Here is a 25754-nt window from a genome sequence, read left to right on the forward strand (position 1 = left end):
TAAAAGACCACTTAAATAATTTCGCGATCATCTATCATTCTCCTTGTTATCCCCATTTCTTCCGTTAAATCCATCTTACGCACCGTTAACGACATAATGATGACAGCGAATATATGTTCGAAGCTGTAAATAAAAGAAATGAAGCACACTCCAAGATATGGAATATGCTTCTTCTATTACTGTTTGATTAACGACGCTTCATTTGGCGGTATTTTTGCTCATGCAGTTCTTTACGAGTACGGCTCGAATAAGTAAAATTTTCAAGACGGTTGTATAACTTCTCAGATTCTTCCGCTAAGATCGGAGCACCTAGCTGCACGGACATAGCCAGCATTTGATCAGCCTGTTGTTTCAGCATCTCCTGACCACCCTGCATATTCCCGCTGTCGAAAGCCTCCATTGCAGCTTCAATTACTCTGGCTGATTGGGTCAGTTGAACCCGCTTCTGTACATCAACATTACCGGGAAGATTCAACAGCTGAAGATTATTCGTAAACTCCGCATGAACTTCGCAGCTATATGAGCAAGCCGCTGCTCCTTCCGATACATCGACGTATTCCCAGTTTAACAGCAGCACCGGATGCATACCTTGCGTATGTGGATCAAGGCTCAGTTCCACTAGAATCGACTTCACTTCCTCATGATAAAGATCGCCGACAAGTACGGTATACTCACCTAGGTATTGCTCGAATTTATGACCATAAATACCTGTAATTCGAGTCGAGTCAGTTGTCTGCAGCGTCAGCTTCATATTTTGAGATACTACGTTAAGCAAGCCTTGAAGCTCTTGTTCGAAGATAGAGGGGATATGATCCGGCTTATCAATGTAGTAGAAGTTCCCGCCGCCATGCTCTGCGATCGCCTCCATTAGCTCCTCATCGAAGCCATCACCTACTCCCATTGCTGTAATGCCAACACCTAAGGAACGGTATTCTGCTGCTATAGCAGCCAGCTTGTCCCTCTTAGTGATACCTTGGTTTGCATGCCCATCAGACAGGAGAATGACACGGTTTACAATGCCTTCCTGTGCGCTTTTCCGGACATACTGCGCTCCTTCGATCAATCCGCCGCTTAAATTCGTACTGCCGCCGGTCTGGATAGATTCGATCTTCTTTTTCATTACTTCTTTATGCATAACCTTCGATGGGGCAAATACAGTGTGTACTTCATCGTCAAACGCTACCAGACTAAGTCGATCCCCGCCATCCATCTGGTCAGTAACAAATTGGCAAGCCTTCTTGCTGAATGTGAGCGGCTCGCCGTCCATAGATCCACTTCGATCAAGTACAAGAGATAGATTAATCGGTGCCCGATTCGTCTGAGAAGGTGCGTTACCCTTCGCTTCTATAAGTAGATATACTTTCTCTGCTCCGCCAACCGGTAGATACGAACTGCTCCATGCATGGTTAAATAATACTGTTTGTTTCACTAAGAGTTCCTCCAGTTAATATCAGAATTAGTAGGCAAACTTTCTTGTAAACCGATTGTTCCTAAATGATTCTTGCCTTGAAAATGAGTTGAAACTAATAAATTCAAGGATACCAAGGCAAGTAATTAACGTAACTTCCTGCTTTCTTGCATCCATTTCATAGCGCCAATAAGCTTGATGGAGGTAAATAACCGGTTTGCCTTTCCATTCAAGAAAACAAAAGATTACGTTTCGCTTCACTTCTAAGTTGCTTTTGAAAGCATTTGAAGTCCAGTTCAAGTACATTTCCCCATTCGCGGAAACGATCAAAGGCATGATTGGTCAAATGCAGCTTCATCTCACTCATTCCCCCACTTAAATATTTTCGCTAATCCATCTCATGCATAATCCCGATGTCTTACGTCTACATTATGCAACTCGGTTACGACAACATAGGCGTCAGCGAATGTTTGTTCGATTTTAGAAAAAGGAGACCTATATTAGGTCTCCTCGTAAAATACTATTTGTTATACATCTCTACCCACTCATTGAGTTGATTCTTTAACGAATCCCTCACTGACTTTGGCTCCAGGATTTCCGCAGCAGGTCCGTATTGAAGAATCCATCTCATGAATTCTTTCTCGTTATTTACCGTTACTTCAAATGTCATACTGCCATCTTTATTATCTTTCATACGCGGGTGCACGAACAATTCTTCTTCCTTAATGTAGCGCGCAACTTCCGCACTAAACCGGACTTTAAAGGTGATATTCTTGTCTCCCTGCTCTATGGACCAGGTGTTCTTCAAATACTTCTTGATATTGAAATCACCTTTGTCGAATTCCTGGGTAGTAAGCTCTGCTTTCAAGAACCGACTAATGCGGAACGTGCGAATATCCTGCTTCAAATGACAATAGCCAATTAAGTAGAATCGTTGATCGCGTGGCACAAGGTAGTATGGATCGATCTTACGAACTGTTGTCTCGTTACGCGATTGAGTATGGTATTCCGTATGTATGGTTCGCTGCACTAGAATTGCCTGTATGATGGGCTGTAACAGATTAGGGCTGTCTTTACGATATGCAGGCGTACCCATTTGAATAATACCTGTAATATCTTCGATGATACTATTCTGGCGGGATTTCTCCTTAAGATGCGTTCCCATAACCTTATCATAGGCGGTATCAAAACCAGGCGGCAGCTTATCCTTGTCCAGTACAGAAGGAAGTAAAGAGAAGACAAGCGCCTCCTGCTCAGTAAAGTTTAACGGATATAGGAAGAATTTCCCCATAAAGCGGTAACCTGTGCCTCTGCCCTCTCTTTGAACCGGAGCAATCAGATCAAGAATATCCATATCTCTATAAATTGTACGAATATTCACTTCACATTTGAAAGCAAGATCCTTCGCAGATATGCCGGGGTTTGCCTGAATGGCATTAATAATATTAAAGATGCGGATGACTTTGTCGATCATATATGTTCTCCTCGAAACCGATTTACAAATCTCGAGGAGATATATTCGACATGATTCAACTGTATCCTCCAAATATTTTCTACTCTTTACAATAATTCCTTACGAAGCATTCCTGAATTTCTTCTTACAAACGAACATCATTTTAAGCTCCAATCGTTGGAAGAAATTAGCTATAACGCAAGCTTTATAAATCAAACATCTGTTCGAGACACCCAGCTGTCAATTGGCTTCGTTATACTGACTCCATAACCCATGAATGGAGACTTTATAAATGAAGTATATTGTATACGACCTCGAATTTACCGTTTCTCGCACGCAGAAATATCTATCCGAAATCATAGAAATTGGAGCCATTGAGCTTCGTGTCCTTGAGGGGCGGCTTGTAATGACTGACCTCTTCCACACTCACGTGAAACCGACAACCCGTCCGTATCTTTCGAAACTGACTACGGAGTTTACCGGAATCACGCAAGAGCAAGTTAGCCATGCTCCGAGATTCAATGAGGCAGCATGGGCATTTTATGAGTGGTTAGGTGCTGAAGAGTACTTTCTGTGTTCATGGGGACCCGATGATAAGTATCAAATGATTAAGCACTGTCATCATCATAGTATCGATCTAAACTTACTACAGAATTATAATGACATACAGTTGCAGTTTACTTGCCTCCAGGAAACCGACATAAATCAGCGCCTCGGACTAGTGAAATCCCTAGCACTCCTAGACATTCCATTCTTCGGTAAACAGCATAACGCCCTGGACGATGCTTTCAATACGGCCAAATTGTTCGTGAAGGTGTTTCCGAAACTGACTTTTCAGAAAAACAGAGTAACTGAGGAGTTTATGTTTACAAATCAAATCGTCTATTCATCCGGACAAAAAGAAGAAAACCGGCCGTTTGGCCAGCTCGCTTCGCTGCTTGGGATGGTTACATGACGCCCCTTTGTGCATTTTTTATCGCCAATTCATCCGAAGTCGTAGCGTGTAAGAAACGAACTTCAATAATACTCCCCTAATGATATGGAAGAGAACGTGAATGATTAAGAATACGAGTGTACTTTCTGGCTACTGATAACCTGGTGCCTTTCCTCATACTCTCTAAGTTCATTCAAGTGATTATCTTCAATAATTGAAGTATGCCATGATGTACATACTATTATAAAATTCCGCGCTTCATACCACGCTTGAAATGATGCAAAACCTCAGAAGGATACATGTTTAATGCACTCATAAGTACAGTGCAGAAGCCTACAAGAATAGCGGGGCCTTCACTGTTAAATTCAAACTCAATGCCCCTTTCTTGTAAATAAGTTATCAGCCTATCAAAATCGTCTTGATATTCCGGATATAGCGGATAAGCTCTTTCGTGGATATGCTGTACAAGATCCCATGCACCTAGCTTCACAAACTTCGGCTGCCGCTCTTCAATATCAGAGATGTTGCCATACGCAGTTTCAAAAGCCAGATCAATAAATTTCCGGCTCTTTCGAAGCTTACTCCATTCTGGTTGCGCCAATGGGACTCCGAAAACTTGCTCTATCTCATCTTGCAATCCGTCTAAGAGCGGGAATCGCGATACGTACCCAAGACTTTCAACTAGCCCAGTATAATACCATTGCTGGCTCTCACGTCCCCGTTTGAATCGCTTCCAGATGTCTTCGCCATAATGCTCCAAATCGCGTCTGATCGAGCGTATATTGTTCAGCTTATCTGCGCAAGACACCTGTCGAATGGCCAAATTGGACGTTTTCAGAGCCTCCAGCGTATGCTGTTTTCTCTCCTCCCAAGTGGCTCCTTTGTCGGGTTCAGAGCAGCCCTGAACAGTTTCAAGAACAACGGGGCCGAACATCCCACGCAATTGTTCATCGGTCGTCTCGGTATCCTCAAGCGTATCATGCAGGATCCCGGCTGCTACGACTTCTTCCTTACAACCTGCCTTTAACAAAATCATTCCTACCGCATACGGATGACTTATATATGGAATTTCTGTTCCTTTGCGGGTCTGATTTCGATGTGCATATGCGGCAAATTCAATCGCCTTTTCAATGAGCGAATGACAACTTAATCCATGATCTTCAATATCGGCCATTCTAACTAACTCCTCTCTGCATCAAATCATTGCCTCAATGAATTCTTATCCGGTAGCTTAAGTACTGATTCCTTATTCCATTCGTCGTGCTTTAATGAATAAACCTGCATTCTATACTTCTTCATATAGTTTGTCTCCGTACAAAATCAAATTCACCTTACCGTTTATAGGCATAATAACTCTTCTATTCCCTTATGATTTTCAAACCCATTTCCCCTCTCGGTTGAAGTCTACTTAGATTATAAAACTTTTTACAGACATATCATTGTCACGAAACATACGTTCTTAATTTAATTTACCAATCGCTTCACTGGTATAAAAGATGTCATTTATATAAACCACCTTTTCATCTAAAGCCCCCTAATGACAAAAACAAAGACGCCTGGGAATTCACTGACGTCTTCGTTTCATTTTGGTTAATTTCTATCTGATTTTCACATCAACTTTACACAGTAAATTTGAAGATTAAATTACGCTTTACTCTCCCTCACCAACAAAGCCACCGATTCTACGTGAACGGTATGCGGGAACATATCCACCGGCTGCACCTCAACCGTCCGGTACCCGCCATCCTCCAGCACGCGCAAGTCGCGTGCCAATGTCGACGGATTACAAGACACATACACCACCCGCTCGGGCCGCATCGCCAGAATCGTCTCCAATAACGCTTCGTCACACCCTTTACGTGGTGGATCGACGACGATTACATCGGGTACAATGCCTTCCTTACGCCAGCGCGGGATCACGACCTCAGCTGGGCCAGCCTCGAACGAGGCGTTCTCAATCCCGTTCAGCTTCGCATTCCGCTCCGCATCCGCAATCGCCTCCGGCACAATTTCGACGCCGTAAACATGACCAGCTTGACGCGCCAAGAATAGCGAAATCGTACCGATACCGCAATAGGCATCGATAACCCGCTCTTTCCCCGTCAGCGCGGCATACTCAACCGCTTTGCGGTACAACTCAACCGTTTGTACCGGATTTACCTGATAAAACGACCTAGCCGAGATGGCAAAACGAATGCCATCGAGCTCGTCATAGATAACCTCACTGCCCCATAGCACGCGGGTCTCATCGCCGAAGATGACGTTTGTATCTCGCTTGTTCACGTTCTGCACGATACTCTTCACGTTAGGCACGGCTTCGCGGATCATCTTGATCCAGCTGTCCACTTGAGGGATGTGCCCCCCGTTAGTAATCAGCACGATCATCGCCTCGCCAGACACGAATCCAACGCGCGTCATAACATGACGCAGCAATCCGCGGCCTGTCTCTTCGTTATAGGCCGAAATACCAAGCTCGCGGCCGATCGCCTTCACGCGCGCCACAATATCATCATTGTGCGAATGCTGAATCATGCACTCGTCCATATCAATGATGCGGTGACTGCCACGCGTGTAGAAACCGCCGATTAGGCGCTCTTCTGAGAATAGCCCGTCACCATCGCCACCCATAGCCACAGCGGCCATACCCATCGGCACGGATGCTTTATTCCGATAGCGCCATGGCTCGTCCATCCCAACAGTGGGATGGACAATCACCGCAGCCGCCTCACCGCCGACTAGGCCTTCACTCGCGCCGTCTGCCCCAGCAACCCGCAGCTTCCCAATCCGCTCCAGATTGTCCACCACATGCTGCCGTTTCCACGCGAGCTGCCCCTCGTAACTCAGATGCTGCAGCTGGCAGCCGCCGCACTGCTTATAGATCGGGCAAGGCGCGTCCACCCGGTCCGCGCTCTTAACCAGTAACTCCTGCAGTTTCGCGTAGCCGTACGTCTTCTTCACCTTCAGCACCTTCGCGCGGACGCGTTCGCCGGGAAGGGCTCCCTGTATAAAAAGGGTAAAGCCGTCTGCACGGCCTACCCCTTCGCCTTCATGCGTCAAGCCGACAATGTCGACGACGACTTCATCATTTTTGCTTACTGTCGGTACTTTAACCTTGTTGTTGCTCATTGTTCTTAACCCGCTCCGTTTTCCTCAGTCAGTTGTCTCGCCTAGCCTTATCCATCTATCTGCTTCGTTCCGTTTATTTATAAGTAGAATTGCCCGCTTCATCTACGATAATGTTCAAATGCGACGGCAGCACCGTGAACGTACATGGCAGCGTGCCGCCATACTCGCCGTCCAGGTTCAGCTGCACATAATCCGGTGTTGTAACGATCAGCTCGCGCGTCTGAAAATGCACCACATGCGGATCATGCAAATGCTCGCCGCGCAGCGCCAGGGACGCTAGCCGAATGAACTCGCCGAGGTTGCATTTCTTCAGCACGACCACGTCGAACAGGCCATCGCTGAGGCTCGCCTCCGGTGCCAGCTTCTCGAAGCCGCCGACCGAATTGCTATTACAAATGAGGAACATCATGATCTCCTCATGGATCTCGCCGATCTCCTTCGCCTGGAGCCGCAGCTCCGTTGGCCGAAGGCGGGTCATTTTCTCAAGACCCTTCATATAATAGGCCAGTTGCCCGATCATCGTCTTCAGCTTGCTCGGCACTTCATAGGTCAGCTCCGTCAAGGAACCCCCGCCTGCAATGTTGATAAAATAACGCTGATTCGCCCGTCCCAGATCGATCGGCTTCGTGTACTGCTGAATGATGAGATCGCACGCGTACTCCCAGTGCTTCGGAATGCCAAGCGCACGGGCAAAATCATTCGTTGTCCCGAGCGGCAGAATCCCGAGCGGCGGTCGTACATCCTTCTCCGCCAAGCCGTTGATCACTTCATACAGCGTCCCGTCGCCGCCGGCCGCGATGATCATGTCGAAGCCGCGGTCCGCCGCTTCGGATGCCGCGATCGTCGCATCGCCTTCGCTCACGGTGGCGTGGCAGCTCGTCTCGATGCCGCCGCGCTCAAGCCGCTGCAGGATATCCGGCAGCCGCTTCTTAATTTCCTCCCGACCCGATGTCGGGTTATAGATCAATCTCGCCCTCTTAATCGTCACCTAGTCCACCTCCGGCACATTCACTCCGGACCGTGTACGGCAGCGCCTTCCGCGCACCCGTAAACACGGCAACCGGCAAGCATCCTGCTGCCCGTATCTTCTCGCGTTCTCTACCCTCTACTATACACCTAAATGACGAACTTCCCAAACGCGCCTCGCCAGTTATTACCAGCGACGAGCGACAAGTCATCTCGCACCATTCAGCTCACTCAGCCAGCTCTCGATCTGACGCTCCATCCAGCGCACGATGTACGGATTCGGCAGCAGCGCGCGGCCATTGTACCGGTAGTCCAGCCCTTCAAGCCGACCCGGAATGACCGTTCTTGTAAAATAACCCTCGCTCAGAAAGAGAGGCACAACGAGGAACGAGTCGCCGGGGTACCGCCGCTGCAGCGCGCGCAGCTTGCAGGCTGCCTGGTTCGGTAGCAGCATCGCAATGTCTGCGCCGCCAAACCCGCCAAGCTCGCGGACACGCGCCGCGAGCTGCCGCATCCCATCCCGCCAGCGGCGGTGGAAGACCGGCTCGCGCGAACCATGCGCGACGAGCAGCAATCGCTCCCGCGCGGGCACCGATGACAGCTCCGCGATATTACCGAGCAGCAGCTCGGCAATATCCGCATCGTCGTCGATCGGCAGGCCGAAGCGGACGCTCATGCCCGCGCCAACCCGAAACGGCGCCAGCTCGCCCCGGCGCCTTGCCGACACCGGCGCAACGCCGAACGCCTGTGCAATGTCGTCCACATGCGTACTGCCGGACGACACAAAAAGCGGAAGGACGTAGAGCTCCGTCACGCCTTCCGCTTCTAGCTGATCTATGCCGTCTTGGATCAGACGTCCTTCTACAATCTCCAGAAAAGCCGAGACAACCGGCACATCGGCGCCATTAGGGTTACTATGAGTCTGCTCGGTAGCATCACTGCTATCATCGCGATTAGCGCCAACATCTCTGCTCTCAACGCTCTCACCGCGACCAGCGCCAGCATCTCTGCTCTCAACGCGACTAGCGCTCAATCCAGCGCCACCCTCTCGCCCAACTACAACCGCCGCTACCGCTTCATCCACAAGCTTCACCCAGCCCGCCTCGCGCGAGCCGTGACTAATAACCAACACGCCAGGCTTCCGCATGACGTTAGCGTCCTGCGCGCTCCAGCGCCATCTTGTACCCATCGTTGCCGTAGTTCAGGCACCGCTTCACGCGCGAAATCGTCGCCGTGCTTGCGCCGGTTTCTGCTTCAATCTGATTATATGTCGCACCCTTGCCAAGCATGCGTGCCACTTCAAGCCGCTGGGACAGCGACTGGATCTCGTTTACCGTACACAAATCGTCAAAGAACACATAGCATTCTTCCACCGTCTCCAGCGTAAGAATTGCTTCAAACAGCTGGTCGAACGTCTTGTCATTCAGCTTCTTCAATTGCATCGTCCGCACACTCCTACTTGAACTAGTAAGTTAATTGTATTCGTTTCTCTACCATTATTCAAGCGTCACCGTTGTAGCGCTTCACAGAACAGAAGGACATGTCGGCCCACAATGATCACCGAGTGTTACCCCGCACCTGCGGAAATTTATTACGAAAATACGGGCATTCGTCCAGTCCGTATGTTTGCCTATCCCATAGACTACTATATAAAAAGCCAAAAAAGGTTGTGATCTGCGTGAAATACCGCTACGATCCACCCGCCGGCAGCTATGAGCAGCAGAGCCAGAGCGGCGGGCAAGGTCAAGGCCTGCATCATGGGCGGCAGCAAAGTCCTTTTCCCGGAATATCGGATCCATTTCAAGGCTTAAACACTAACAAAAGCGTCGGGTTAGGGAAAACCCCGGTCCCGTTCTCATCCTCCGAGTTCTCTACCGGAGTCCCATCGATTACCATTCAACCGGCGGCCGGCCAGCAAATTATACCTCTTCCGGAGTCCGACGGCAATCTCCCCGCGATGATCGAAGCAGGGAAGATCGACATCAAACCGGATGCCAAGGCTGACGCCAAGTCCGGCTTCAACCTCGCCACGAGTCTCAATGACCTCAAAGGCGTAGTCGACCGTTTAGGCGGCATCGACGGTATTGTGACCACGATGGGCAAGGTTCAGAAAGTGGTCGGCAGCATCACCCAGATGGCGCCGCTGATCAAGGTACTCGCTTCCTCCTTCGGGAAGAAGGGAGCTTCGGTAACCAGCACCGACGACGATGATGACGCACCGCCGAAGCGCCGCAAGAAGAAGCGCCGGCGGACCGGAAGCAAATCCGGTGTAACGCCCGGCGGCCCGCGCCGCAGACGCCCTCGTCGATAACCGGCCGCACCAGCGAAAAAAAGGCTGAACCTCTCGACCAAGCGCACCTTAAGTGCCGCTTGCGAGACGTTCAGCCTTTTTACATACGTGTTAGATAAACAAAGCGATAATCTGGTACAGCACGGCCGCGAGAATCATCGTAATCGGAATCGTGATGATCCATGAGATGATGATCCGTCCGGCCAAATCCCATTTGACGGCGGAGAAGCGTTTCGCGCTGCCCACCCCGAGAATGGAAGAGGTAATTACATGCGTCGTACTTACCGGCAGATGCGTCATCGTTGCCGTTAGGATAACGGTTGCCGATGTGATATCCGCCGCGAAGCCGTTGATCGGCTCGATTTTGAAAATTTTCGTACCCATCGTCTTGATGATCTTCCAGCCGCCGATCGAAGTACCGAGCGCCATAGCCGTCGCTGCGGAAATCTTAACCCAGAGCGGAATATGATCGGTATTATCTTGGATGCCCGCTGTGACGAGCGCGAACGTGATGATCCCCATCGCCTTCTGCGCATCGTTCGTCCCGTGGGTGAACGATTGGAATGCCGCCGTCAGAATCTGACTCGAGCGGAACACTTTATTGACGTGATGGGGATTGGATTTTGCAAAAATCTGCTTCAATATCCACATCACGATAAAGCCCCCGGCGAATGCAATGAGCGGCGATAGAATAAGTGCCTTTAAGATATCGATAAATCCGCTGCCATTAATCGCGTCCAATCCGGCAGAGCTGACAACCGCGCCGGTCAATGACCCGATTAAAGCATGTGAAGACGAGGAAGGGATACCGAACCACCACGTAACCAGGTTCCATGCAATGGCCCCGATCAGCGTCGCGACTACAACCTGCACGCCATGGTCAAGCGTAGCCGGATTCGCGATTTTGCCCCCGATCGTCTTCGCCACGCCCGTAAACATAATCGCCCCGATAAAGTTCATCAGAGACGCAAGAATAATCGCCATCCGCGGTGACAATGCACGTGTCGACACTGTCGTCGCGATTGCGTTAGCTGTATCGTGAAAACCGTTAATAAAATCAAAGGCCAATGCTAGAAATATAACGATGCCAACCCAAATGTAAATGTCCATGCCTGCTCGTCCCGCTCCTTAGCTGTTGCGCATAATGATGGTTTCGAGTGTGTTTGCGACATCCTCACAATAGTCGGTCGTTTGCTCCAGACGCTCATAAACCTCTTTGCGCTTGATCAGCTCAATCGGATCCTTCACGTTCGCGAACAAGCTCTTCACGCTGATGCGAAGCAGATCATCGGCTTGGTTCTCAAGCTCGTTGATATGGATAGCAGGCTCGCGCATCGCAAGCAGCTTCTTCTCGGAGAGGAGGTAGATCGCTTTCTTGATTTGCTGCGCGCAGCGAAGGATGTTCTCTGCGAAGAGCGTGACATACTCGTCCGGCTCCGTAATGTTGTACATTTCGAAACGGGAAGCGCAAGCTTCGATGCCGTCAAGCACATCGTCAAGCGACGTCGTCAGCTTCAAAATATCTTCACGCTCGATTGGCGTAATAAACGTTTTGTTCAGTTCAGTCAGAATCGTATGTACATGACGGTCGCATTTGCTCTCATACTCTTTCATCGTTTTGGCAAACTGTCCGGCATCTTTGATTTTAGAAACGTTCTGCTCAAAGTAGAGCACGCCTTCCAGAATCGTATCCGCCATCGCTTCCAGTGTCGTAAAGAACACATCGTTCTTTTTCTTAAACATAACTATCCCCTTCGCTGTCGCGCTAATTTGGTTGCCGGTAAATTTCTACAATCTCCATATGAAACCGACAATATCTTAACACAGTTTACAACCCAATTGTTAAGGGATTGTAAAGGTTTTATGACTAATTATCAAAAATCGTTCATTATTTTCATTTGAGGCTGCCTTGCCCTTCTATTGTTTTCCGGCACATCCGATTTTAACCGCCTCCGGCGCAAAAAAAAAGAAACCGGATCTGCTCCGGCTTCTCCTGCTTATCGCGATTTACAGCTTCTCGGCTGCGATGGTGAAGGTCTTCGGAATGCCTTTGTCGAACACGTCCGACGAGGCGTTCGGCAGCTCTTCCAGCAGCTTGATGCACAATCCCCCGGAAGCAACCGCCGTTACGATCTCCCCGAGCGTCCAGTTGCGCAGCAGCACTTTGGGTACTTCCGATGCCCCTTCTTGATCCTCCGACATAAACTTGGAGAATGCGACTTCCTTCTCCTCCAGCTCCGTGCTGAAATAATCGCCGTCCACCTTGTGTTTGCGAATGTTCGCCGTTGTGCCGCGCGAGGAGATCAGCTTCGTGGAGACGGGATGGAAATCCTGCAGCACGAGCGTCCCTCCTTGGCGAAGCAACCCGCGGACAACCTCAAACAACGGGAGTAGGTCCAGAAAATAATGCAGAATCCCAAACTCCATATACACGATGTCGTAGCTTCCGTTCAGCACCGAATCAGGCAGCTTCAGCACATCAGCCACGATATAGGTGAGCGGAACCCCTGCCGCAGCGGCTAGTTCCGTGGCATAACGTTCATTCTCCGCGGAGAAATCGATGACGGTTGCTTCTGCGCCAAGCAGCGCAAGCGCCACGGCTTTGTTGCCGTTCGAGCCAAGCAGATTCACGATCCGCTTCCCGCTCACATTTCCCATATGCTCAAGTGCCGAACCGACGCGCTTCTCGGGTGCCGATTTGATTTTGTCCGCCGCCTCGGCCGGCGTGCCGAAACGCTTCAGCCACGCCCCGTATGCGCCGGTGTTCCAGGACTGTTCATTTTGCTTCGTAGTCGATTCCAAGCTCTGTTCCTCCACGTTACGCTGTCTAATCTATTCATTATATGCCGAGCTTCACATGCCCCGCAAACGTCGGCGTCATCGGAACGATGTGGTAGAAGGTATGTCCGGGTACGAACGGCAGCTCCTGTCCGTCCTTCATCAGGCGAATGACGCCGTCGCTGCTGCGCTCCCACGTGCAGTCGACTTCCTTGCCCTTCTGAATCAGCATCGCCGGACCGCCGCTCTCCAGATCAATCTCAAGCCGGCCATAGTCGTCGTAAGTCTTATGTTTCGCGCCGATGACCACGAGATTCGTAGCCGTCAGCTGGTTGTTCGTCGTGAGATCGGTATGCGGTTTGCCGTTAACCGAGCGTTCATAGAGGCCAGTCGTCTCGTTGTAACGGTAGGACAGCTTGTAATCCTTCAGCAGAAAATGAATCTCGACCGTCGTTGCCGCCGCTCCCGCCGATGTTGCTCCTTGCTCGGACCAGGTGAACGTCGGGATCTCTACGGTTTCCGCATATTTCTTCTTCGCGGCTCCGGCACGCAGCTTCTCTAGATTGGAGTACAGATTGTGCGGCGGTTTGCGGAACGATTCGCGGTAGAAATAAGCGCCGGCGTTGGAGATTTCGTCTAAGTAATCTTTGTCATGATGCTGCAGGATGTCGTAGCCATCTGTGCTCGCGCCTGCATGAGCCAATACGGAATGGTAAGCTTCGCCGATACGAATGAGGTAAGGGCGGTTGCTGCGAATCGGACCGATCGGATTCGTCGAGGTGTCGCTTTGGTAGACGGCTACAAGCCTTGTAATGCCGCCTTCGGCAAGCACTTCCCAGACGACATCGGCGTTCGGCAATCCCGACTGAGGACGCGCCGCGGCGAAGTTGTTCACCATGACGGCGATCGGACGCTGCGTAGGTTCGCTATCCAGCGGCAAGCCGGTGAGCGGTGCAATATATTGAGGCGGATCCACGGCGGGCGGGTCAACCGGCGCCGTCTCTGCAGGCGCTTCCGCTGGCTCCGTCGGCGTTTCGGCAACCGGTGGCGTATCGTTGACGTTAAGCTTCTTCTCGTTGCAGCCCGTGAGCACCATACTTGCCACTAGCAGCATTACTGCGCCAAGCACGAGCGTAAAGCGAAAGGATGACCGTTTAGCATGCTTCATCTGCGAGCCCACCTTTTGGAAGAGTTGAGTTGGATATTTCTTATTAAACCACAAGAGCGGTGGCATTGTCTTCCACTGTTGTCGGGAATGAACTTTCTTATTGCTATTTCCCCATTAGAATCTCGACGCTCGGAAATCAGGGCGAAATATCTCCCCTACGATTAGTAAGCGCAAGCTGGACGCGGCGGGGCGCCATTCGTTAGATTATCGCAGTTGGACGCGGCGTGGTGCGAGGTGGGGGGAGCGTTATCTGGTGCGAGATGCGCAATTTGAGTTGCGTGATCGCTCTAACGAACCACACAGGTCTTATTTGCCCGAAAACGGCTCCAAAAATAGGCTAACGAATCGTACAGGCCTTATTTGACCACAAGTGTGTATTTGGGAGCCGATTTTCCCACAATAAGCCCCCTACGATTCGTTAGAATCTCGAAACCCCTAATTTCGGTGAAATAAGCCCTCTACGATTCGTTAGAATTTCGCATTGCACAAAGCAGCGCTGCCTCGCTGGGCAGAAACGCATAACTCGCCTAATATCTGGCACACTAACTTTATCTCGCTTCACCCGAGGGGGCTGTGTATGCCAGCTTTTATCGACTGGATCACCGCACATTGGTTCTCCAGCCTTGTCATCCTGTTGGCGATTATCGCGATTGCCTATGTAACCAAGAATCACAAGTCGCTGTTCTATAAAGAATAAATGCAAGCTCCAAAATAACCCGGTCGGCTGCTGCCGATCGGGTTATTTTGGGTTTGCCGCTTCCGGCGGCTGTTGGGGTTGCTGTTGTTGCTGTTGCTGCTGTTGCTGTTGCTGTTGCTGCTGTTGCTGTTGGTTCTGCTGTTGTTGCTGCTGTTGCTGTTGGTTCTGCTGTTGTTGCTGCAGTTGCTGTTGGTTCTGCTGTTGTTGGTTCTGCTGTTGCTGCGTACCGATCAGCGGTAATGCAATCGTCACCGTTGTTCCTTCGCCAACCGTACTCTCCAGACGGAAGCTCCCGCCATGCAGCTCGACGATTTCTTTGCAGATGGCCAGGCCGAGCCCGCTTCCGGAGCGCTGGCTAGTCCCTTTGTAGAACTTCTCGGTCACATGGGGCAAATCCTCGGGCGAAATGCCGCTTCCCGTATCTTGAATGCGGATTCGGGCCATCCCGTCGTCTTGATCCGCCGTTACCGTAATGGTCCCGTTTCGCGGCGTAAATTTCAGCGCATTGTCGAGTACATTGATGAACACTTGCTTGAGCCGATTGGCATCCACTTCCGCAACGAGCGGCTTGTCCCCGCTTGTTCCCGTTATCTTGATCGACTCCCGCTGCCCGCGCGCTTCGAACTGGCGGAGCGTTTCTTCGATCGTCTTCCGGATGTCGAGCGCCTCGGGATGGAGCACGATGCTCTTGGCATAGAGCTTCGAGAAGTCGAGCAAGTCCTCGACGAGTCCGGCCAACCTTTCCGTCTCCCGATCGATGATCTTCAGCCCCAGATTCAGCTCTTCTACATCGCTCGGATCGCCGGAGGCCAGCGTCTCGCTCCAGCCTTTAATCGAGGTGAGCGGTGTCCGCAGCTCGTGGGAGATCGAGGAGATGAAGTCCTCCTTCAGCTTCTCTCGCCGCGTCAGCTCGGAGGCCATCGTGTTCAGCGTTTCCGCAAGCCGGCCGATCTCGTCCCGATCATGAGGCGCGGCGCGGCGGGTCCAATCGCCTTCGGCCATCTTCTCGGCGACTCGCGTTAGATTGCGAATCGGTTTGGCGATTCGGTTCGCGATCAACACGCTCGTCGTAAAGAAGAGCAGCACGACAACCGTACCGACAAGAAGCGTAATCCACAGCACATTGCGGACGGTTGTGTCCACTTCCTTGAGCGAGGCGGTATAGCGAAACATCGCCACCACGCGCTGGCCTTGCTTGACCGGCAGCGTAACCGCCGCGATCCGCTCGTTCGTCAGCGGGTCCGTGCCGCGCCAGACCCCTTTGCCGCCGTAGATCGCCCGCCTGACATCGGGCGTTTCCGCAAGCTTGCCATCGCCGCCAAGTCCGTTGCTGTCGACGACGATAACGCCGGAGCCGGTAAGCAGCTGGAGATGGGCCGTGCCTTCGGACATGTTTTGCAGCATGTATCTGGCTTTCTCTCTCATCGGCTCATACGCGATCATCCGATTATGTAGGGCCGCCTCCGTCTCTGCACGCTGCAGGACAGAGCCGACCGCGCTGCTGTAATAGTAGTTCCAGACGAGTGTCACGAACATCGAACCGAGCATCACGACTACGAGCACGATCAGGATGCCATAGCTCCATACGATGCGTGTGCGCAGGCTTCTCATTGCTCGTCGCTCCGTTTCCAGCGGTAGCCATACCCCCACAGCGTCTCGATATGCTGCGGATCGGACGGCTGGATCTCGATCTTCTGGCGGATGCGGCGAATGTTCACGTCGACGATCTTCAGATCGCCGACGTAGTGGCGTCCCCATACCGCGTTCAGGATATCATCGCGGCTAAGCCCTTCGCCTTCCCGCTCCATCAGCAGCTTCACAAGCGTCCATTCCGTCGGCGTCAGCACGATCTCGACGCCATCCTTCCACAGCCGGCGCTCCGCCGAAGACAGGCGGAACAGCCCCGAACTCAGCTCGCCGGGACGCTGCGGCACCTGCTGCTGCGCCGAGACGCCGAAGCCTTGCGCTTGCGGCGGTTGCGTTTGCGCCGGGGGCAATGCTCCTGCCTCGGCAGCGGAAGCTCCTACAGCCCCGTCCGGCTCTTCGCCAAGCGGCTGCATGCGCCGCTTAAGCGCGTTCAGCCGGGCGACAAGCTCGCCCGGGCTGAACGGCTTCTGCACGTAATCATCCGCGCCCAGCTCCAAGCCGCGGATCTTGTCTTCCTCCTGCGACTTCGCCGTCAGCATAATGATGCCCATGCGGGGAAACTGCTGTCTCAGCTGCTCGCACACTTCAAACCCGCTAATGCCGGGCAGCATCAGATCCAGCAGGGCCACATCGAAAGGCGGGGAAGCCGCCTGCGCAAGCGCCAAAGCGGTTTCCCCATCCTCGGCCTCCGTCACTTCCATGCCGCCTCGTTTTAAATTAATGCGGACAAACCCGCGAATCGCTTCTTCATCCTCAACAATCAATATTTTCAAAGCAGCCGTCCCCCTCTTTACTCAGACCTATTCTTCCGGCAACAGCTTGAAGAGCTTGCGCATCGTCGCCTCGTCCGGCGGGAAGATGCCGCTTGGCTTCGCTCCATCTTCCTTAATAAGCGGAGCATGCCATATCGCTACATAAACAAGCCCGCTTCCGCTGCCAAGCTGCTCGAAGCGGCTCCCTTCCTCTTGCAGCTGTTGTTCCTTCTCGTTCCACTCCGCAATCGGGATCACGCGCAGCGACAAAATCTCCTCGCGCCGATTCGTTTCCTCCTCGAAGCGGTCAAGCGCAACATCGTCGCTGTTTCCATCCGTTAGTCTTCGGAATGTGTACTGACTCCAATCCATCGGCAGCGTCAGCGCATAGGACCGATTCGTATCCACATATTGTTCGCCAACGACGTCAAACCCATCGACACCGTTCCACTGCTTATATTGCTGAATCCAGAGCAGGTCACTATAAGCGACCCCTTCAGATTGACCGGGCGCTTCCCGAAGCTCGATCACGTCCAGAATCCCATCCCCGTTGCCATCGTCGCTTAGCTGCATGGTCGCATTGATCTGCACATTCTCGTCGCCGGCTTGTTTAGGCGGATAGATCGGAATCAGCTTGCCTGCTTTCCAGGCATACATGGTCGTCATGGAAGAGTTCGCGCCAATCGCGGCATCTGCGAGCACGCCATATTGATCCTTTGCGATTTTGCCAAGCTTCACCTGCAAATATTCGTTTACCGAGCCGTCGAGCGGGGCGGAAGCCATCTTCGTCGCACGATCCCCCGCAAAATGATAGATCCCAATCGAGGCCGTCAGCTTCTGACGCTGCAGCTGAATTAAAGCAATCTCGTCGTGTCCGTCGCCTTCCGCATCCCCGAGTCCAAACGTATCGTAAGGCAGCTCCGCAATCGGCTTGGGTGCTACGATTCCGCTGGTCGAAGGCACATGATACAGGGTCAAAATATGCTGCGGCTCCCCGTATTGATTCCACCCGATCAGCACCTCAGGTTCCCCGTCCCGGTCCAAATCCACCGTGCGCAGGACATCGATCCCGTAGCTGGATGTTTCGGCGAACGAAAACCACTGCTGCCAGCCGATATCCGCGCTGCGCTTCAGCACCATCACGTGCTCCGTACCGCTCTCATCCGAATAGATGACAAAAGCCTCCTGCTTCCCATCGCCGTCCGCATCCATTTTGACCACGGCCGAATTCGACCGCTCTTGCATGGCCAGCGACAGCTTGGCTCTCGCCGGGAGATGATCGCGAATGGCAGCAGCCAGCTCGGCGTTCTCCGGCGTTGACCTTGGATTAAGCAGCAGATCAGCCGGCGTGGCGCTGTACTGACAGCCCGTTACCGCCAAGAAGCAGAGCAAGGTGCCAACCAGAACAGCGGTATGTTTCATCCATTGCGATATGTTCATCCCTCGTGCTCCTTCCGCACTGTCAGCCTTGCTTCGTCTTGGCATGATTGCTATGTGCTTTGGCAGCCAGCAGCTCACTCACGGTAACGAAGGTATAGCCTTTGTTTTGCAGATCCTTAATGATGAGCGGCAGAAGTTCTACCGTATTGCTGACATGTTTGCTTCCGAAAGAATGCATCAAAATAATGCCGCCGGGATGCGTGTTCTTATTCACGTTAGCCCGCATTTCCGCAACCGAGCTGCCCGCCCAATCGCGCGTATCGACCGTCCAGCCGATCAGCTCGCGTCCGTTATCTTTTACAATCTGCTTCAATAACGGCGAGGTAGCACCATACGGCGCTCTGACCAAGCGGGGCACATATCCGATCTGTTTATTAATTAATTCGTCCGTCCATTTAATTTGATTCAAAATAGGGTTGCTGTCAAGCTTTGACAAATCCTTATGCGCATAGCTGTGATTGCCGATCTCGCTGCCCTCATCGCGAATGCGTCTCATGACTTTGCCGTACCTTTTCACTTGGGTTCCTACCGTAAAGAAAGTGGCATGTATCTTCTTGGCTTTCAAAATATCGAGTATAGCCGGCGTGTGATGACCGTCCGGCCCGTCGTCAAAGGTTAAGGCAACCAGCTTCGCGCCTTGTGGCGAAAGAAAATCCGTGTTCTGCTCGGTCGGTTGATCCAGCATAACGGGCGGCTCAATCGTTATAGCAGGCGGCTGCGGATGCAGCAGCGCAACGGTTTGGCCTGGCGGTGATCCGGCGTGATTGTCGTCCGCATGGGATCCGGACCCCGAATTGCCTTTGCCGCTGCCGTCGTTTGTTCCCGTGTCGCTGTTACTTTGCCCCGGAGGAAGCGATGGATGAGCGGCTCCCGCCAATTCATCCTTGCTCAGTCCGCAGCTGGTCGACAATAGGCCTATCATTAGCGTAACCACAATCAATGAGGCTAATCTTCTCCGATGTCGCAATTCTCGCAGCTGTCGCATCCTACCAATCCTCTCGCACTTCTTCTACTACCTATGCTAGTAGATTTAGGCGACTTAGTAGTTACAAACAAGTAACACGCCACATGCCAAACTATGGACCTCCTCCAAAACTCTGGTAGGTTGCAAATATGCAAAAAGACCGCCTCAAAAGCGCACGCAGCTTTTGAGGCGGTCTTTTCTGTTTGCTCGAGCGCCGGTGTCGCTCGCATCGCTCCATGTGCGGTACTGGTTACCGCTCTTTCGCACGATTCCGATGATCCCGCTCCATTTGCGGTATCTGTTACCGCACTTAGGCGCAAAAACGGCAAGGTTACCCTCAGAGTAACCTTGCCGTTGCCGTTTTGTTAACTGATTCTAAACATGTGTTGCTCACAGAGCCACTCTTACCATCCGCCGTCTCTGCACCAATCCAGCAAATGTGTTGCCCTCACAGCGACTCTTCCGCGCGTCCTTCATCGCCATAACGAACGATATCCGTAATATCGTAAAAGAAAGGAACGCTGCCGCTCGGATGCGTGCCGACAAAATGACCGTTCACCCATACGCTGCTGTGCCGCATAACGCCATCAAACTCGATGATGATCTTCTTGCCCTCATCGGCGGCCGGAATTTCGACCATTTTGCGGTAACAGCCGACGCCGGATTTTTTGTAGCCGCGCTCCAGCGGTCCGTCCTTCGAGAACTCCTCTTCCACGAGCCAATCATGGGGCAGGTTAACCGACTCCCACTCACCCGGGGCTACCGAGACGCCGGATTTCTTATCCGTAAATGCGATCTGCTGCCACCGGCTTTCCTCACCTTTCTCGCAATCCGTTAGGCTGCCGGCTCCGCCCGCTTTCACCGCAAGAATAGATGCCTGACATAGCCGCCAATAAAACCATTCACTTCAAATCATACCTGAATTTGTGAAGGAATGGTGTGCGAAATCATCCGTGAAAACGAAAAAAAAAGAGTTGTCCGGTGATGGACAACTCTTTGCTAGATGTTGCTTTGTTGCTCACTATTTCAGCGCTTTCGCCGCAATATCGGTCCGGCAGTGCATGCCGTCAAAATGAATCGCAGCCGCCGCTTCGTACGCCTTCGCGCGCGCTTCCGCGATATCGCCGCCACGGCCGACGATGCCGAGCACGCGTCCGCCGTTCGTGACGATCTCGCCTTCGGCAGACAGTGCCGTTCCGGCGTGGAACACGAGCGCGCCTTGCGCTATTGCAGCATCCAGGCCTGAGATCGGAAGGCCCTTCGGATAGGCTGCCGGGTAACCTTCGGATGCGGCAATGACGCATACCGCAGCTTCGTCGCTCCACTCGATCTCAAGCTGGTCGAGACGTCCGTTCAGCGAAGCGAGCACGATATCGAGCAGGTCGGTCTTAAGGCGAGGCAGGACAACTTGCGTTTCCGGATCGCCCATCCGTGCGTTGAACTCAATCGTCTTAGGGCCGTCCTTCGTAATCATTAACCCTGCGAACAGGACGCCGCGGAACGGACGACCTTCGCTGACCATTGCCCGAGCCGTCGGCTTGATGATGTTCTCGATGGACTCTTCCACGATAGCCGGATCGATATGCGGCAGCGGAGAATACGTGCCCATACCGCCTGTATTTGGTCCTTTGTCGTTGTCGTAGACAGGCTTGTGATCTTGAGCCGGCACCATTGCGCGCACCGTTTCGCCATCCACAAATGCCAGAATCGACATCTCTTGTCCGGACAGGAATTCTTCAATCACGACGCGTCCGCCGGATTCGCCGAACACTTTGCCCACCATCATGCCGTGGAGCGCTTCTTCGGCTTCTTCCAACGTTGCCGCGACCGTTACGCCTTTACCTGCCGCGAGGCCGTCAGCCTTTACCACGATCGGCAGCTCTTGCTCACGCAAGTAAGCCAGTGCCGTCTCGTAATCGGTGAACGTCTCGTATTTCGCTGTCGGAATCTCGTACTTCTTCAGCAAATTCTTCATGAAGATTTTGCTGCCTTCGATTTCAGCCGCATTCTTGCGAGGTCCGTATACCGGAATATTGCGCGCTTCGAAAGCGTCGACGATCCCGTCCGCAAGCGGATCATCCGGTCCTACGAAGACCAGATCCACCGCGTTATCGCATGCAAACTGAATGAGCTCGTCAAACCGGTTAACCGGAATTGGCGCGCATTCTGCCAGCTCCGCAATACCTGCGTTGCCCGGCGCACAGAAAATCTTGCTTACTTTATCGCTCTTATTCAGCGCCCAGACGATCGCGTGCTCACGCCCGCCGCCGCCGATGACCATAATCCGCAAAGGAAACCCCTCCTTTTATGCCAAGCCTGTACTAGTGTTTAAAATGACGAACGCCTGTCAGCACCATCGCAATGTTATGCGCATTCGCTACTGCGATCGATTCCTCATCCTTGATCGAACCGCCCGGTTGAATAACCGCTGTAATGCCGGCTTTCGCAGCCAGCTCCAGCGTGTCGCCCATCGGGAAGAACGCGTCGGAAGCAAGAACGGCGCCTTGTGCTTTGTCGCCTGCTTGCTCGATCGCGATGCGTGCTGCGCCGACGCGGTTCATTTGACCGGCGCCTACGCCTACCGTCATGTCGTCCGATGCCAGAAGGATCGCGTTCGATTTCACATGCTTCACGACTTTCCAACCGAATAGCAGCTGCTTCAGCTCTTCTTCTGTTGGCTTGCGGTTCGTCACGACTTGGATGTCCGCTTCCGTTAGGCTGTGAACGTCGCTCTCTTGCACGAGCATGCCGCCGTCTACGCTTGTTACGAGCCATTCCGGCTTGCGCTCGCTGGCCGCTTGGATTTCGCCGAGCTTCATCAGGCGGATGTTCTTCTTCTTCGTCAGCACTTCAAGCGCCTCAGGCGTGAAGTCCGGGGCAATAACGATCTCCAGGAAAATCTCGCTCAGCAGTTTAGCGGTCTCCACGCCGATTGTACGGTTAGCCGCCACAATGCCGCCGAAGATCGAAGTTGGATCTGCTGCGTATGCTTTCTGGTACGCTTCGTGGATGTCGCTGCCGATGCCCACGCCGCAAGGGTTCATATGTTTGACCGCTACGACAGCCGGTTCGTTGAATTCTTTTACAATGGCAAGCGCCGCGTTAGCGTCGTTGATATTGTTGTAGGAGAGCTCTTTGCCGTGCAGCTGCTCAGCCGTCGTGATGTTGCCCGCGGATGCCAGCGGCTTGCGATAGAACGCCGCTTTCTGATGCGGGTTCTCGCCATAACGCAGATCCTGCACTTTCTCGTAAGTCACCGTGTAGCTCTCCGGAAGCGGATTGCCTTGCAGCTTCGAGAGGTAGTCCGAGATAAGCGCATCGTAAGCGCCGGTGTGGCGGAACACTTTCGCTGCGAGGCTCTTACGAGTCTCAAGCATCGTGTCGCCTTGCGCTTTCACTTCTTCGAGCACGGTTTGGTAGTCTGCCGCGTCTACGACAACGGTTACGAAAGCGTGGTTCTTCGCTGCCGAACGAAGCATGGTCGGACCGCCGATGTCGATGTTCTCGATCGCATCCTCGTAGGATACATCCGGTTTAGCAATCGTGGCTGCAAAAGGATACAGGTTCACGACAACCAGGTCGATGTAGTCGAGGCCAAGCTCTTGCATCGCTTTCTGATGCTCTTCGTCATCGCGAACAGCAAGCAGGCCGCTGTGTACGGCAGGGTGCAGCGTTTTTACGCGACCGTCCAAAATCTCGGGAAAGCCCGTTACATCGGAAATCCCGATAACCGGAACGCCTTCCTTCTCCAGCAGGCTCGCCGTACCGCCCGTCGAAATAATTTGCACGCCCAGTCCAGCCAATGCCCGCGAAAACTCCACAATCCCCGTCTTATCCGATACGCTAATAAGTGCTCTGCGAATGGTCAAAATAGAACCTCCTAAAAGTTTTTGCGCCGCTCCGATGGAGCACGCCTATTGTAAGCAAACCCTTGCTTCGTAAGCTAAACGCCAGCTTCGAAAGCATAAACCCTTGCGCGCAGCTCCGTCGGAGCACGCACCTTGCAGCAAAAACTTGCATCTATATGTTGAAACTTACTCACGCTTTGATATGGTCCGCTCAAGCGTTGCTCTGAGTGCTGCTCTTGGGCTTGATTCGTCGTGTATGCGGTAACTAGTACCCTTCTTAACTCAACCACACTAGTTTTCCGCCAATGTAGCTCTCCAGATGATCTACATCCGCACAACCACACCACTTTTCCGCCAATGTAGCTACCCAGATGATCTACATCCGCTCAACCACACCAGTTTCCCACCCATGTAGCTACCCAGATGATCTACATCCGCTCAGCCACACCAGTTTCCCAACCATGTAGCTCTCCAGATGATCTACATCCGCACAACCACACCACTTTTCCGCCAATGTAGCTACCGAGATGACCTTTACCAACTCGATCTACTTCACGCTCACGTGCCGGCCGTCGATCGCGACCGCCCCGGCGGCGATGCGCGAGACGACCCATGGGAGCAGCGCCTGCTCCGCTGCGTGGATCCGCGGCGCGAGCGTCTCCAGCGTGTCGCCGTCCGCGACCTCGACTGTGCGCTGCGCGATGATCGGGCCGCTGTCCAGGCCGCCGTCCACGTAGTGAACGGTGACCCCCGTCACCTTCACGCCGTAGGCCAGCGCCTGGCCAATCCCGTTCACGCCCGGAAAAGCGGGCAGCAGCGACGGATGCACGTTGATCATCCGCCCGAAGAACGGCTCAACGAGCACCGGCGTCAGAATCCGCATATAGCCGGCCAGTACGATTAGCTCGATCCCGCGTCTCTTCAGCTCCGCCAGAATCTCCGTTTCGTACGCTTCACGCGAAGCGTACTCCTTCGGCCGAAACGCAAAAACATCAACGCCGGCCTCACGCGCACGCGCAACGACAGGCGCCTCCGGCTTATCACAAACAAGAAGCTCGAGGCTTGCGCCATCGAGCCTTTGGTTTTTTGCCGCATCCACGAGCGCCCCGAAGTTCGAGCCGAAGCCCGAAGCAAACACGGCGACGCGCATTCCGGCCATTAAACGTCAGCTCCCGTAAAGGTGACTACACGGCTGCCTTCCGTTACTTTACCGATGATGTAGGCATCTTCGCCAAGCTCGCGCGCAATGCGCAGCGCGTCTTCGGCTTGTTCGGCAGGAACGACAACGACCATACCCACGCCCATGTTGAAGGTCGTGAACATATCGCGGTTTGTGATCGAGCCTTTCTCTTGCATCAGCCCGAAGATCGGTTGAATCGGCCATGATCCGTAAGCAATCTCTACGTTCACGCCTTCAGGCAGAACGCGCGGAATGTTCTCAATGAATCCGCCGCCTGTAATATGGGCCATCCCTTTAACTTGTACCTGTTTGATCAGCTCGAGAACGGATTTCACATAAATCCGAGTCGGCTCGATGATCACTTCGCCAAGCGTTTTGCCGCCAAGCTCAGGCAATGCATCGCCAAGACCGTAACCGGCTGTCTCAAGCAGCAACCGACGAACGAGGGAGAAGCCGTTGCTGTGGATACCGCTCGAAGCGAGGCCAAGCACGACATCGCCAGGTGCGATCGTTTTGCCGTCGATGATGTTTTTCTTGTCTACGATGCCGACTGTAAAACCAGCGATATCGTACTCGTCGCCTTGGTACATACCAGGCATTTCAGCCGTTTCGCCGCCGATCAGAGCGCAGCCGGACTGCACGCAGCCGTCGGAAATCCCTTTAACGATCGCTTCGATCTTCGCAGGCTCTACTTTGCCGCAAGCCAGGTAATCAAGGAAGAACAGCGGCTCCGCGCCTTGAACGATAATGTCGTTCACGCACATCGCAACCGCATCAATACCGATCGTGTCATGCTTGTCCATCGCAAAAGCAACCTTCAGCTTCGTACCGACACCATCCGTACCCGAAACCAATACCGGCTCCTCGTACTTATCTTTATTAAGGCCAAACAGACCGCCGAAGCCGCCAAGATCCGTCAATACTTCCGGACGGAACGTCTTCTTCACGTGTTTCTTCATCCGTTCGACTGCTTCATTACCAGCCGCGATATCAACACCGGCCTCTTTATAAGCTTCTGCCACGATAGTCACTCCTTAGAATTATTTCATCAAACCTTAGGTGATCAAGGTTTGTCTTTCGGATCATACCCCAAGGTGAAAAAG

22 protein-coding genes are annotated in these 25754 nt (G+C 52.7%); 2 read left to right on the forward strand and 20 right to left on the reverse strand.

Going from position 1 to position 25754, the window contains the following annotated elements; all coding sequences use genetic code 11:
• Positions 1-187: 187 nt before the first annotated feature.
• Positions 188-1429, reverse strand: coding sequence for a vWA domain-containing protein (locus tag I8J30_RS26505; RefSeq protein ID WP_210663289.1), 1242 nt, complete (start codon positions 1427-1429; stop codon positions 188-190).
• 499 nt (positions 1430-1928) lie between these two features.
• Positions 1929-2882 carry a helix-turn-helix transcriptional regulator gene (locus I8J30_RS26510; protein ID WP_210663291.1) on the reverse strand — a complete coding sequence of 318 codons (954 nt, stop codon included), beginning with the start codon at positions 2880-2882 and terminating at the stop codon, positions 1929-1931.
• A 271-nt stretch (positions 2883-3153) separates the two neighbouring features.
• On the opposite strand from I8J30_RS26510, the gene I8J30_RS26515 reads away from it, so the two are divergent.
• A complete protein-coding gene (locus I8J30_RS26515) occupies positions 3154-3816 on the forward strand; it encodes a 3'-5' exonuclease (RefSeq protein WP_210663293.1) in 663 nt (220 codons plus the stop codon).
• Positions 3817-4036: 220 nt separating this feature from the next.
• Here I8J30_RS26515 and I8J30_RS34110 read toward each other — a convergent pair whose 3' ends face one another.
• From I8J30_RS34110 to I8J30_RS26545, 5 genes are all read right to left on the reverse strand, one after another.
• The gene (locus tag I8J30_RS34110) at positions 4037-4969 is read right to left on the reverse strand and encodes an HD domain-containing protein (protein ID WP_210663295.1); all 933 of its coding nucleotides are present in this window, start codon (positions 4967-4969) and stop codon (positions 4037-4039) included.
• A gap of 470 nt (positions 4970-5439) precedes the next feature.
• Complete coding sequence (rlmD, locus tag I8J30_RS26525) at positions 5440-6921, reverse strand: 23S rRNA (uracil(1939)-C(5))-methyltransferase RlmD (RefSeq protein ID WP_210663297.1); 1482 nt, start codon at positions 6919-6921, stop codon at positions 5440-5442.
• 73 nt (positions 6922-6994) lie between these two features.
• Positions 6995-7909 (reverse strand): diacylglycerol kinase, encoded by a 915-nt coding sequence (locus I8J30_RS26530; RefSeq protein WP_091224066.1) that lies wholly within the window; start codon positions 7907-7909, stop codon positions 6995-6997.
• A gap of 186 nt (positions 7910-8095) precedes the next feature.
• Positions 8096-9034, reverse strand: coding sequence for a sirohydrochlorin chelatase (locus tag I8J30_RS26535; RefSeq protein WP_240548397.1), 939 nt, complete (start codon positions 9032-9034; stop codon positions 8096-8098).
• A gap of 4 nt (positions 9035-9038) precedes the next feature.
• Positions 9039-9329 (reverse strand): YerC/YecD family TrpR-related protein, encoded by a 291-nt coding sequence (locus tag I8J30_RS26545; RefSeq protein ID WP_090978952.1) that lies wholly within the window; start codon positions 9327-9329, stop codon positions 9039-9041.
• Between the two features lie 236 nt (positions 9330-9565).
• On the opposite strand from I8J30_RS26545, the gene I8J30_RS26550 reads away from it, so the two are divergent.
• Entirely contained in the window at positions 9566-10198 is a 633-nt protein-coding gene (locus I8J30_RS26550) for a hypothetical protein (RefSeq protein WP_210663299.1), read from the forward strand.
• Between the two features lie 90 nt (positions 10199-10288).
• Here the strand turns inward: I8J30_RS26550 and I8J30_RS26555 are convergent, their stop codons facing one another.
• From I8J30_RS26555 to purM, 13 genes are all read right to left on the reverse strand, one after another.
• Positions 10289-11287, reverse strand: a complete 999-nt coding sequence (locus tag I8J30_RS26555; RefSeq protein WP_091224070.1) for an inorganic phosphate transporter — start codon at positions 11285-11287, stop codon at positions 10289-10291.
• An 18-nt stretch (positions 11288-11305) separates the two neighbouring features.
• Positions 11306-11920 (reverse strand): DUF47 domain-containing protein, encoded by a 615-nt coding sequence (locus tag I8J30_RS26560; RefSeq protein ID WP_091224071.1) that lies wholly within the window; start codon positions 11918-11920, stop codon positions 11306-11308.
• Between the two features lie 264 nt (positions 11921-12184).
• Positions 12185-12979, reverse strand: a complete 795-nt coding sequence (locus I8J30_RS26565; protein WP_210663301.1) for a class I SAM-dependent methyltransferase — start codon at positions 12977-12979, stop codon at positions 12185-12187.
• A 37-nt stretch (positions 12980-13016) separates the two neighbouring features.
• Positions 13017-14123: a DUF3048 domain-containing protein gene (locus I8J30_RS26570; protein WP_240548398.1), complete on the reverse strand. Its 1107-nt coding sequence runs from the start codon at positions 14121-14123 to the stop codon at positions 13017-13019.
• A gap of 739 nt (positions 14124-14862) precedes the next feature.
• Entirely contained in the window at positions 14863-16431 is a 1569-nt protein-coding gene (locus I8J30_RS26575) for a sensor histidine kinase (RefSeq protein WP_210663303.1), read from the reverse strand.
• Entirely contained in the window at positions 16428-17240 is an 813-nt protein-coding gene (locus I8J30_RS26580) for a response regulator transcription factor (RefSeq protein WP_210663305.1), read from the reverse strand. Before I8J30_RS26580 ends, I8J30_RS26575 begins: the two co-directional genes overlap by 4 nt.
• 27 nt (positions 17241-17267) lie before the next feature.
• The gene (locus tag I8J30_RS26585) at positions 17268-18659 is read right to left on the reverse strand and encodes a hypothetical protein (RefSeq protein WP_210663307.1); all 1392 of its coding nucleotides are present in this window, start codon (positions 18657-18659) and stop codon (positions 17268-17270) included.
• Positions 18660-18681: 22 nt separating this feature from the next.
• Positions 18682-19644, reverse strand: coding sequence for a polysaccharide deacetylase family protein (locus I8J30_RS26590; protein ID WP_210663310.1), 963 nt, complete (start codon positions 19642-19644; stop codon positions 18682-18684).
• 427 nt (positions 19645-20071) lie between these two features.
• Positions 20072-20485, reverse strand: a complete 414-nt coding sequence (locus tag I8J30_RS26595) for a sugar-binding domain-containing protein (protein WP_338044955.1) — start codon at positions 20483-20485, stop codon at positions 20072-20074.
• Between the two features lie 159 nt (positions 20486-20644).
• The gene (gene purD, locus I8J30_RS26600; protein WP_210663312.1) at positions 20645-21913 is read right to left on the reverse strand and encodes a phosphoribosylamine--glycine ligase; all 1269 of its coding nucleotides are present in this window, start codon (positions 21911-21913) and stop codon (positions 20645-20647) included.
• A 31-nt stretch (positions 21914-21944) separates the two neighbouring features.
• On the reverse strand, positions 21945-23492 hold the full coding sequence (gene purH, locus I8J30_RS26605) for a bifunctional phosphoribosylaminoimidazolecarboxamide formyltransferase/IMP cyclohydrolase (protein WP_210663313.1): 1548 nt from the start codon (positions 23490-23492) through the stop codon (positions 21945-21947).
• 526 nt (positions 23493-24018) lie between these two features.
• Entirely contained in the window at positions 24019-24630 is a 612-nt protein-coding gene (purN, locus tag I8J30_RS26610) for a phosphoribosylglycinamide formyltransferase (protein WP_210663315.1), read from the reverse strand.
• Positions 24630-25673 carry a phosphoribosylformylglycinamidine cyclo-ligase gene (gene purM, locus I8J30_RS26615; RefSeq protein ID WP_210663317.1) on the reverse strand — a complete coding sequence of 348 codons (1044 nt, stop codon included), beginning with the start codon at positions 25671-25673 and terminating at the stop codon, positions 24630-24632. The genes purN and purM overlap by 1 nt, the downstream gene beginning before the upstream one ends.
• Positions 25674-25754 lie beyond the last annotated feature (81 nt).

The sequence above is a fragment of the Paenibacillus lignilyticus genome (assembly GCF_017942085.1).
In the GTDB taxonomy this organism is placed as follows: domain Bacteria; phylum Bacillota; class Bacilli; order Paenibacillales; family Paenibacillaceae; genus Paenibacillus_Z; species Paenibacillus_Z lignilyticus.

Coding starts and splice junctions, on each gene's coding strand:
- I8J30_RS26510 (WP_210663291.1), bottom strand. CDS start 2,882: ATGATCGACAAAGTCATCCGCATCTTTAATATTATTAATGCCATTCAG.
- I8J30_RS26515 (WP_210663293.1), top strand. CDS start 3,154: ATGAAGTATATTGTATACGACCTCGAATTTACCGTTTCTCGCACGCAG.
- I8J30_RS34110 (WP_210663295.1), bottom strand. CDS start 4,969: ATGGCCGATATTGAAGATCATGGATTAAGTTGTCATTCGCTCATTGAA.
- rlmD (WP_210663297.1), bottom strand. CDS start 6,921: ATGAGCAACAACAAGGTTAAAGTACCGACAGTAAGCAAAAATGATGAA.
- I8J30_RS26535 (WP_240548397.1), bottom strand. CDS start 9,034: ATGCGGAAGCCTGGCGTGTTGGTTATTAGTCACGGCTCGCGCGAGGCG.
- I8J30_RS26545 (WP_090978952.1), bottom strand. CDS start 9,329: ATGCAATTGAAGAAGCTGAATGACAAGACGTTCGACCAGCTGTTTGAA.
- I8J30_RS26555 (WP_091224070.1), bottom strand. CDS start 11,287: ATGGACATTTACATTTGGGTTGGCATCGTTATATTTCTAGCATTGGCC.
- I8J30_RS26560 (WP_091224071.1), bottom strand. CDS start 11,920: ATGTTTAAGAAAAAGAACGATGTGTTCTTTACGACACTGGAAGCGATG.
- I8J30_RS26570 (WP_240548398.1), bottom strand. CDS start 14,123: ATGAAGCATGCTAAACGGTCATCCTTTCGCTTTACGCTCGTGCTTGGC.
- I8J30_RS26575 (WP_210663303.1), bottom strand. CDS start 16,431: ATGAGAAGCCTGCGCACACGCATCGTATGGAGCTATGGCATCCTGATC.
- I8J30_RS26585 (WP_210663307.1), bottom strand. CDS start 18,659: ATGAACATATCGCAATGGATGAAACATACCGCTGTTCTGGTTGGCACC.
- I8J30_RS26590 (WP_210663310.1), bottom strand. CDS start 19,644: ATGCGACAGCTGCGAGAATTGCGACATCGGAGAAGATTAGCCTCATTG.
- purN (WP_210663315.1), bottom strand. CDS start 24,630: ATGGCCGGAATGCGCGTCGCCGTGTTTGCTTCGGGCTTCGGCTCGAAC.